Source organism: uncultured Cytophaga sp., assembly GCF_937863595.1.
Lineage (GTDB): Bacteria > Bacteroidota > Bacteroidia > Cytophagales > Cytophagaceae > Cytophaga.
In genome coordinates this window covers 1-2,172 of sequence record NZ_CALMGQ010000111.1, presented here as the reverse complement: position 1 = coordinate 2,172, position 2,172 = coordinate 1, and the positions used below count along the sequence as shown (strand labels likewise).

Genomic DNA, 2,172 nt, shown 5'->3' with positions numbered 1-2,172 from the left:
CGTTTTCTTGGTTGCAAGTACTCGCCTTTGTTACAGGTATGATTGCTATATATATACTTACTCAAAAAGACACAAACGAAACGCTTATTCCAACCAAACCTCTTTATCGTTTTTTGCCTGTAATTGTATTCCTATGTTCAGGCTTATTGGATTTAAGCATTTTGTTTATCAATAAAACCATTGCTACGCCAGAAAGTGGTGGTTTATTTACACTGCATTTGTTTTTAGCTGCAGCCGTTTGGGGACTTGTTTCATTATCCATTCTTATAGGATTGAAAAAAATAGACTTTCAATTCAAAGCTTTATTGGCAGGCTTAGCCTTAGGTATCACAAACTATTTTTCGATACACAATCTATTGAAAACGTTAAATTATTTCCAACACGACGGATCTTTTGTATTTCCAATGATGAATATTTCAATCATTTTACTCATAACACTTGTTTCCTACTTCTTTTTCAAAGACTCCTTTACAAAAAAGTTAGTACTTGGATTAATGCTAGCAACAACCGCAATTTTCATTCTTTGTTTTAATAAATTTTAAGATGAACGAAGATGTTTACTTCACGATTGAAGCAACCACATCTGCTGAATATAAAGATAAAGGCAGTAAGTTCTTGGCCTTTTCTTATATAGTATATTCTGAAAGTGATGTCAAAGAAATAGTACAAGTATTACGCAAGAAATACTACGATGCGCGTCATGTATGTTACGCATACATAATTGGCACACAAGAACGCATCATGAAAGGCCAAGACGATGGCGAACCTTCCCACACAGCAGGCACGCCTATTTTAAATCAAATACGATCCAAAAATCTCACACAAACATTGGTAGTAGTGGTTCGGTATTTTGGCGGAACTAAATTGGGGGTTAGTGGGTTGATAGAAGCATACAAAACAGCTGCAAAAGCATGTTTAGATAAGACAATTGTTCTAGAAAAATACATCTATGAATCCATTGAATTGATATTTGATGCTTCGCTACAAGGAGAAGTAATGCGAATGGTAAAAGAATTTGGCGGAGAAATTATTTCGCTGGATTACAAAAATGAAGTAATTTTACATGCTAAATTCCGTAAAAGTTTAGTAACAAATGTATTGCAAAAAACAATAGTCGGAATGCGCATAACACAAGGATTAGCGGAATACGAATAAACAATCTCCATTTACTTTTATTTCCCTATAAATAGACTTAATTTTAACTTATAACTAATCTTATAAAACATTGAATAAGAAAGTAAACGTTGGTTTGGTTCAATTGTCATGCAGCAGCGATGTAGCAAAAAACTTTGATAAAAATGTTCAAGGCATACGCGATGCAGCTGCAAAAGGCGCGCAGATTATTTGCCTTCAAGAATTATTTGGCTCGCTCTACTTTTGCGATGTTGAAGATTATGAAAATTTTAAACTAGCAGAAGCAATCCCTGGCCCTGCAACAAATTCTTTTCAAGCATTGGCTAAAGAATTGGGTGTCGTAATTATTGCATCGCTATTTGAAAAGCGTGCAGAAGGATTGTATCACAATACAACTGCTGTGATTGATGCAGATGGGAGCTATTTAGGTAAATATCGCAAGATGCACATTCCAGATGATCCGGGTTATTATGAAAAATTCTATTTTACACCAGGTGATTTAGGGTATAAAGTTTTTAAAACAAAATTTGCTACGATAGGTGTATTAATCTGCTGGGATCAATGGTATCCAGAAGCAGCACGTATTACATCTTTGATGGGTGCTGACATCTTATTCTACCCTACTGCGATTGGCTGGGCAGATCACCAAACAGACGAAGTAAATACCGATCAATACAATGCATGGCAAACTATTCAACGTTCGCACTCAGTTGCGAATGGAACACCCGTAGTTTCTGTGAACAGAACAGGTGTTGAAGCTGGCATGCAATTCTGGGGAGGATCTTTCGTATCCAATGCACAAGGTAAATTATTGTACCAAGCGCCGCACTTAACCGAAGAGATACACGTGCAGGAAATTGATATGGCCCAAACAGATTATTACCGTACCCACTGGCCATTCCTACGTGACAGACGCATTGATTCGTATGCGCCGATTCAGAAAAGGTTTATTGATGAAGATTAAAAAAAGCCGAAGGCTTAAAGCTTAAGGCCTAATGCTGAAGCGCAACAAATTAAGAGTAGCGTTAACTCTTAGAG

The 2,172-nt window shown here is 36.6% G+C and carries 2 protein-coding genes and 1 pseudogene; all 3 read left to right on the top strand.

Annotated elements, in window-relative coordinates; all coding sequences use genetic code 11:
* Window positions 1–542, top strand: a pseudogene (locus Q0543_RS10040) (hypothetical protein); the annotation flags it as partial.
* Between the two features lies 1 nt (window position 543).
* Window positions 544–1,155, top strand: a complete 612-nt coding sequence (locus tag Q0543_RS10035; RefSeq protein WP_299252145.1) for a YigZ family protein — start codon at window positions 544–546, stop codon at window positions 1,153–1,155.
* A gap of 70 nt (window positions 1,156–1,225) precedes the next feature.
* The gene (locus Q0543_RS10030) at window positions 1,226–2,098 is read left to right on the top strand and encodes a carbon-nitrogen hydrolase (protein WP_299252142.1); all 873 of its coding nucleotides are present in this window, start codon (window positions 1,226–1,228) and stop codon (window positions 2,096–2,098) included.
* The last annotated feature ends 74 nt before the right edge of the window (window positions 2,099–2,172 follow it).

Bases quoted from the DNA above. Each gene is read 5' to 3' on its own strand.
- Q0543_RS10035 (WP_299252145.1), top strand. From the start codon at position 544: ATGAACGAAGATGTTTACTTCACGATTGAAGCAACCACATCTGCTGAA.